6 protein-coding genes are annotated in these 8,274 nt (G+C 38.0%); 5 read left to right on the top strand and 1 reads right to left on the bottom strand.

The genetic code is table 11. The features are described from left to right. Positions 1-407 (top strand): hypothetical protein (locus BSG1_RS21185; RefSeq protein ID WP_006838647.1); only part of this gene is annotated, 407 nt, incomplete at its 5' end. A 122-nt stretch (positions 408-529) separates the two neighbouring features. Here BSG1_RS21185 and BSG1_RS18020 read toward each other — a convergent pair. Then, a complete protein-coding gene (locus BSG1_RS18020) occupies positions 530-940 on the bottom strand; it encodes a hypothetical protein (protein WP_006838646.1) in 411 nt (136 codons plus the stop codon). 496 nt (positions 941-1,436) lie between these two features. On the opposite strand from BSG1_RS18020, the gene BSG1_RS18015 reads away from it, so the two are divergent. The 4 genes from BSG1_RS18015 to BSG1_RS19915 all read left to right on the top strand — a co-directional run. Further along, positions 1,437-4,124, top strand: a complete 2,688-nt coding sequence (locus tag BSG1_RS18015) for a hypothetical protein (protein ID WP_006838645.1) — start codon at positions 1,437-1,439, stop codon at positions 4,122-4,124. Between the two features lie 148 nt (positions 4,125-4,272). Beyond that, positions 4,273-6,714, top strand: coding sequence for an immune inhibitor A domain-containing protein (locus BSG1_RS18010; protein WP_006838644.1), 2,442 nt, complete (start codon positions 4,273-4,275; stop codon positions 6,712-6,714). A gap of 171 nt (positions 6,715-6,885) precedes the next feature. Further along, a complete protein-coding gene (locus BSG1_RS18005; protein WP_006838643.1) occupies positions 6,886-7,308 on the top strand; it encodes a hypothetical protein in 423 nt (140 codons plus the stop codon). Between the two features lie 256 nt (positions 7,309-7,564). After that, positions 7,565-8,274: C40 family peptidase (locus BSG1_RS19915; RefSeq protein ID WP_006838642.1), on the top strand; the 710-nt coding region annotated here is incomplete at its 3' end.

Here is an 8,274-nt window from a genome sequence, read left to right as displayed (position 1 = left end):
TCAATGCAAGTGTGAATGTACGTCTTGCATTCCAGCATGCTTTGGAGAAAGCAGACGAAGGTACAGGTACTATAGACGACTTTATTGGGAATGTAATAAATGTTGTAATGCAAAATGAGAGTCAGCTGGAAGTAATCAACCCAGGGTATCGTACAGACTTATTCTTAACGGGATTAGAATCATTAATGATGGGTCAATTCCAGTTAACCGAAGAAGAGGCAGTTATCATTAATGCAAAACTGTCTACTGATTATCAAAGCAGCGTTATGTATAAGTCATTCACTCAACTTTCGGAAGAGGGTCAAGCTAATGTAATAGGAGCAATCAATACATTTGGCGGCGGATCCAGCTACTCAGAATTCCTACAATTGTTTACAACACTCTTATTAGAAAATCAGGAAGTATAGTTTCCTGACCATGAAACAAGAGACATTAGTAATAGGAAGATAACCTTTCTTTACAAGGGGTTATTTTTTGGAAAGTAAATATATTTTTAAGAAGTTATAGGAAGGCTGTCACCTTAGAGGTGTCAGCCTTTTTTTAATTCAATTTCTAAAACTGAAAACTTTGTTAGGGAAAGTTTAATAGGAGAAGAATATTCGCCATTTACATAGCGCTGAAAAGGAGTGTGTAAATCCACTCTTTTAATAACAGTATCGTCTCTAGCAGGCATTCTGGAAATTTGACTTTGATGGGTGTGAGTAGTCGTTTCAAGGTATTGTTTGAAAGTTTGTCTCTTGGTTATTTGATCAGCAAAAGCATCTTTATTGGTTTGCAGGTTGTAATTACGGACCGATCTCAATATTTCCATTCTGATATACACGCCCTTTCTGAAACGTATAAAATTATCAAGTGGTACTAAAGGTCTTGCCCAATGGTGACCCAATGTTAATAAACCTAAAGAAATAATCCATAAGTCCTTAGTTAATAGAATCTGCACAGAGCAATAACACCCTTTATTTGGAATTAGTAAACTGCAGGTGTAATGTATGATATTTCTATTATTTATAATAATTTACAAATTGTAGGTAATTTTTCCTTTACACCCTTCATAAATATGGTATTATTTTAGTATGTTTAAATAAAATTTGGTAAAAGTGCTAGTAATATGGAAATATTATATTACTTAATTACGTAATTTGTCAAAAAAGTTGTTTAAATTGTAAATTTATTTTAAAAAATCAATTTTTTAACTAGTAATGAGTAAAAATATGTATTATAATAGCACTATAGTTAAGGGATTAGTTGGTAAACATAGAACAACAACCCATATTTTACATAAATAGTATTTTATAAGATTTTTATTTTGGTTGAAGTTAGTAAAGGGTTTTTAGTTTGTTATTCTACATAACTCCGAACTAGTAATCTTTTTAGATTGGTCCCTTTGCTAATTCACATATAACTTATTGATAATAATGAAAGGGGAATATTTTTAAATGAATAAGAAAAAAGCATTCAAAGTTGCAACATCATCTGCTATTGCAGCTGCTGCGTTTGTTGCTGCAAACCCAGCTCAAGCAGCAACTTCTTCTCAAGCAGAGTCATTAGTTAAAGATGCAGAACAATTAGCAGGTGCTCTTAAATGGGCAATCTCAGTTGAAGGATCTGCAACTGTTGACTACCCTAATATGGAAGTTTTCAATGCTACAAAAGATGCTCGCGATAAAGCTGCTGCAGCTGTAAAAAGCCTAAGCGGAACACAAAAATATGTTCTTCAAGCGCGCCTTGATGCTGATGTAAACCTTCACATCAACCGTGCGGTTGCATTTATCGATGCTGTTACTTCTGGTAAGAAAATCGAAGAAAAAGCAGCAGCGCTTGAAAGTGAATTAGAAGCTGGTATCTCTAACGATACTGTAGGTGCATACCACACATTAACTGAAGAGATCCGCAAACAAGCGGTACTCCTATATCGTGTATATGGTAAATCTACTCGTGATGCTATCCTTGACACTTACAAAGCTCCTGCTGAAGGTCTTCTTGATGAAGCACTTTACCCAGTGAGTGTAAAAATCGAATTAAACCGTTTGGCAGCTGCGATTTCAAGCGATGATTTAACTGAGGCTAACAAACGTTATGCAAATGTAACTGCTTGGTTACCAAACGTTTCTGATTCTTCTTTGAAATCAGACTTAACTGCTGAGTTGAATTCCCTTGAAACTGGTTACGAAGCATTAAAAGGAGATCCTATCTCTGTTAATCCTTCCCCGGCGCCAAGCGTACCTTCTGCAGATGTGAAAGTTGTAACTGTAGGTGATGAAGTAGAATACACATTAACTGCTCGTAATGCAGATGGAACTGTTGCTAAAAATGCAGCTGTTGACATCAAATTAGTGGACCCTTCTGCTGTATCAGTTAGTGCAGATGGAACTGTAGTGTTCGCCGATTCTACACCTGCTGACAACTTTGCAGACTTACAAGTGTCACACAGTGATGCCCGTATTAACTCAGTGAACGGCCTCTCTACTGGTATTAACGCTGCTGGTAATGAAGTAGATCACTTCAGTACAGGTGCTTCTGGAACAGTTACATTTACTGTTAAAGCCACTAAAGCTGTAACTGCAGTTCCAGTCATGTTTGTAGATAACGGAAATGATGATGAAATCAGCCTTTCTGTAGAAAACAAACCAACTGAAGGTGTAGCTGTTGGTGCAGTTGCTAAATGGTTGCCGAAAGAAGCTGGTATTGATGCTTACAAACAAGGCACTGTAGTGGAAGTTAATAAAGCTGAAGGCTGGTACACTCTTGATTTAGATGGTGATAGCTATGGTGACGTTTTAGCTAAGTTCGATAATAATGATCGCTACCGCTATCTAGAAGTTGGAGCTACAGTTGACGGTGGACTTACACGTTCTCAATTTGAAGCTCATTTAAGTGAAGGAGACTTAGTGGACTTTACTTATAACACTGATTCACAAGGTGTTACAATTCACTCAATCCAGGAAGATAAAATTGGAGCTGTTTCTAACCTAAAAGCAGTAGTGAGTGGTTCTAATGCTATAGTTACTTTCGATAAAGTTGGAAACTTCAATGTTGAAGGTTACATGGTAGAACGTACTGTTAAATCTGCAACAGGTGCAGTTGTAGACCAAACTACTTTTAACACTCCAATCCTTCAATCTGCTAAGGGTGAGTTCGTAGATACTGGTCTTGGAAACTTCTCTTCATCTCATTCAGTAACTTATACTGTTTATGCAGTAGATGCTGATGGTTACGGTCAATTCTATGGTGAGGGTGTAAAAGCAACATCAAACGCTGTCACCCCTCCAGTAAAAGCTGATTTAGCTGCTCCTGTATTAGTTGGAAACGCATTAACTGATACAAGTGCTGATAATACGCTTGACGGTATCTTAAACCAAGGTGATGTATTCACTCTTGAATTTGATGATACATTAAGTGCTGTAGCTAGCAACGCTACACTACAAGTAACAGACACTGATGGAACTGTGTCTTCAATTACAAATGGTAAAAATGCTACTTTCACAGTAACTGGTAACAAGCTACAAGTTAAAATCACTGGTGATCTAGAAAATACTGTAACTGGTGGAGTTAATAAACTTTCTGTACCATTCGCAATCACTAATGCTTCTGGAATTAGCGACGATGCTGGCCATGCATGGGTACCTGGTGATAAAGATGCTGCTCACCGCTTTGTAGGAGATGCTGACTTAAATACTGCTGGATACCAAGCTGCAGTAAGCACTGCGTTTGCACACTTAATTGATCTTTCTGCTGTTAACTTCACAGATGTTGATGGAGACGGAAAGTTAAGCTCTGCAGATAAAGTATCTCTAACATTTGCTTCGGCTAATGATGCTCTGGCTTCTGCTAAAGCTATCACTCTTGTTGATGCAGCTGGAAACAATGTGGTTCTAGATGTTACTGAAGCTGTTTCTGATGCAGGTAACGATGGAGTTACAAACGTAACTTCTGCAATGTCTCCTGATAACCGCACAGTAACATTCACAATCGGAAGCGATCTGGATGTTCATAACAGTGCAGGCGACGACGGAAGAATCAGTCTATCTTCTGACATCTATGTAACTTCTACTGCAGGTTTCGTAGGTGCTAACTCTGGCCTGGTATTCGATATCCGTGGTGACATTAATAACAAAGTTAACTAATTAACTAGCAAAATAGTAATTAATAATGTTCAGGCTCCAAACCGAGAGGTAGTTTGGAGCCTGAATTTTACAGTTAGTTATCTGACAAATTAGATATTTATAAATATTAGAATTATACTATCTTTTTATTTACTAAGGAGGAAAATGCATGCACTGGAAAAAAATCCTAGGTACAAGTGTGTTAACAGCTTCTTTAGCTCTTTCAACATTTGGGCCGGCAAGTCTAGCTGCAAATGTAAGCCAAGCTGGTTCTGGAACTGTTCATCCTGAAAAGCATGATCATTCACACTCAGGCCCCTTTGATTTAGGTATAGCAAATACGGACCGCTTGATTGCTATGTTAAAAGAAGAAGGAAAAATAGCCAAAAACGCAACTACTGCACAGGCTGAACAAGCATTAAATTCGTTCTTAAAACAAAAATCTAAAGCTGCAGAATTAGCTGTACATGAGGAAGAAAGCACGAACCTAGAACTGATTCCTTCTTCAGAGGGGCAACTCAATAGTTCAGCGGGTATTGAAAAAGGGAAAACACAGCAAGCGTTCTCAGGTTCCACAATTCCTTCTGTAAAACAAGAAGCATGGAATGGGCAGAAAAGAACAGACAAGGTTCTAGTACTATTAGTAGATTATCCAGACAAGCCACATAACACTTTGACACCTTCAGAAACTGATATGTACTATGATGACGAAAATGCATACTCTCAAGCACACTATCAGGACATGCTATTCGGGACTGGCGGTTGGACTGGTCCAGATGGCAAAACTTATGTTTCCATGAAGCAATACTATGAACAACAATCTGGCGGAAGTTATTCAGTAGAAGGAGATGTTGCAGGTTGGTATACAGCCAGCAAACCAGCTGCAGCGTATGGTGGAAACTATCCTACTCCTGATGGTAGTGATGTTAATGCACGTGGATTAGTTAAAGAGGCTTTGAATATGGCTGCGGCCGACCCTAATGTAAATCTTGCTGATTATGACCAATGGGATAGATACGACCTTGATGGAGACGGTAACTACCTTGAGCCAGATGGGCTTGTTGATCATTTAATGGTTATCCATTCAGGTGTTGGTGAAGAGGCAGGTGGTGGATCACTAGGTTCTGATGCTATCTGGTCTCACCGTTGGAATTTAGGTGGGGTTTTTCCAATCGCAGGTTCGGCTAAACCAGAGGTTGATTACTGGGGTGTAGGTACTATGTATGCATATGACTACACAATTGAGCCGGAAGATGGTGCTGTGGGTGTTATGGCTCACGAATTTGGCCATGACTTAGGCCTTCCTGATGAATATGATACTCAGTATACTGGAAGTGGAGAACCTGTAAGTTATTGGTCTATCATGTCAAGTGGAAGCTGGGCTGGTGCAATCCCTGGTACAATGCCGACAGGATTCAGTCCATATATGAAAGAGATGCTTCAAGAAAGTGCAGTTGTAGATAGCAAGGGAACTAAGGGTAACTGGTTAACTGGAACTACACTTAATGAAAAAGATATCACTGCAAGTGGGACAACCTTGCTTCTTGATGAAGCTAATACAAAAGGAACAAATAATGATGTAATTAAGGTAGATCTTCCTGGCAAAGAAACGGTAATAAATAAACCTTATAGTGGTAAACATGAGTATTTCTCTGGTAGTGAAGACGATATGCACACTATCCTATCTGCTCGTGTCGATCTAACTAATGCTACTACCGCTGAATTCAACTTTGCCACATGGTATGACATTGAAACGGATTGGGATTATGCGTATGTAACGGTTAATGGAAGTCCAATTCCTGGTGCTATTACTACGAACACTGATCCACATGGATCTAACTTAGGTAATGGAATTACCGGTTCTTCAAATGGTTGGAAAAATGTATCATTTGATTTATCTGCGTACAAAGGTCAAGAAGTAGAAGTTGCGATTGAGTATGTAACAGATGCTGCCGTTTCGAACCCTGGTATGTATGTAGATGACCTCTCTGTGAAAGTGGATGGATATCAAGTATTGTTTGATGACGCAGAAGGGTCTGCAAAGTTTGAGCTGGATGGGTTTACAAAAAGTGATGGAATTAAACGCTCTGAACATTACTATCTTCTTGAATGGAGAAGCCATAACGGAGTAGATAAGGGTCTAGCTAACATCCGTCGTGGTGAAAGTCTGATGGTATTTGATAAAGGGTTAGTAGTATGGTATGTGGATAAACAATATAGTGAGAACTGGACAGGTAATCATCCGGGAGAAGGCTTTGTAGGAGTAGTAGATGCTCATCAGAGTATTGCTTCTTGGAGCAACCGTTCAGTAGCTGCCACAAGATATCAGGTTGATGATGCTGCATTCTCTCTAGACTACACTAATAATGAGTTCTTGAACTACACTAATATAAATGGTGACTACTTAAGAAAACGTAGTGAAGCTCCAGTACCTACATTTGATGACAGTAAAAATTATCTTAACAATGGTATGGTTGATGCAGGTCGTAATGTTCCTAACTATGGATTGAAATTCCAAGTGGTTGGGCAATCTGCTGACAAAACTGTTGGTAAGGTGAAAATTTCCAAATCAGCACCACAAACAACAACTTGGGGTTCGTGGAACTGGTAATAAAAAATAAGAGAATAAATACCTGGAAAAAAAGGGACCGACGAAATTCGCCGGTCCTTTTTCCTGTTTTTATGACATCTTTTGACTATTTCCTGCTTTTATATTATTATAGAAAGTGGTTTAATTTTTTAATGAATCTGCATATTCTAAATATTCAAGGAGGTTTATAGCTTGGCGAATTCTAACAACAGATTAGATGAGAGAAAAGATAAAAATGACTTTCCTAAGGATCTAATAGGGAAATCTCCGAATATTAAAGGGAATTATAAAAAGCAGGGTTGGGCAATTAAAATTTTGGAGAAGATAGAGAACCCTGATATAGAAGATGAAGGAGAAGGGGTAATTACAGCAAAAGCAATCCTACTTTCTAATGAAGAAACTTATTATCCGGCATTCTTAACTATTTCCGTTAAGGAAGAAGGTAAAATTATGGGAGTTTACTTCATTACAGAGGATAGTGATTCGTTTTCATTAATTCCGTTCGAATTAACTGAGGAGCTCTTAGATCATTCTAAGTTATTACCTTTCCAATACCGAACTATAGAAAAAGTTAAGGGGGACCACCAACAAAAAAATTGGCCGGACTATTCTTAAGAAAATCGTAAACCGATTTTCTTTTTTTATTGAATAAAAATTCGTCGTATACAACATTATACATACTTATTCACAGGAATACATACTAGCAAAACACACAAAGCTTTCAATGGAATCTGACACCATTCGGTTATCTTTGTAATAATTTTGTAAAAAAACTGAGGAATTTTAATCTTATGTTAATAGTATTATTTTCATATAAAATGTAGAATTATGTATAGAAAATATGTTTAAAGATATTTCATAGGGGGAAAAAATGAATTTTTTTAAGAGGTTGAAAATAGGTATTGTGGCAGGTATGTTGCTGTTTGTTGGTGGAAATATTAGTTCGGTTAGTGCAGCTTCAGGTACTGTTGATATAGAAGATTATAGTAAGCAATTTGTAGGTACTCCATACAGCTGGGGTGGGACTACACCAAGCGGTTTTGATTGTTCGGGGTTTGTCACCTATGTTTATTCAAATTATGGGGTTGATTTACCAAGAACTTCAGCTGATCAATATAATTCTGGAACTGCTGTGAATACGAGCGAGTTGGAAAAAGGAGATCTTGTCTTTTTTTCTACATATAAACCGGGACCATCTCATGCGGGAATTTATTTAGGGGATAATGAATTTATTCATGCCAGCGATAGTGGTGTGGTGGTATCCGGGTTGCAAGATTATTATTGGAAAGACCGTTATCTGGGAGCAAGACGTTATTCTGAAAAGGTATCAAGCAGTTCTTCAGAAGCTGCTATTACGACAGAGTCTGTCACAAAACCCAAAGTGTATTGGGATGGATTACTAATGGTTGATGGACAGATAGGAAAGCTGGAGATAGTTAAGCCTATAAACCTATGGAAGAGAACGGATGAGGGGTTAAAGTTTGAAAGAATCCTATGGCCGGGTGAACAATATAGGGTCTATCGTTACGATAACCTATATGGAGGACAATATGGTCTTGGTGGAGGTTACTATGTGACTAA

It is taken from the genome of Bacillus sp. SG-1 (assembly GCF_000181495.1).
Classification (GTDB): domain Bacteria; phylum Bacillota; class Bacilli; order Bacillales; family Bacillaceae_B; genus Rossellomorea.
The sequence above is the reverse complement of the archived record's forward strand: the minus strand, read 5'-3'. Positions and strand labels throughout refer to the sequence as shown.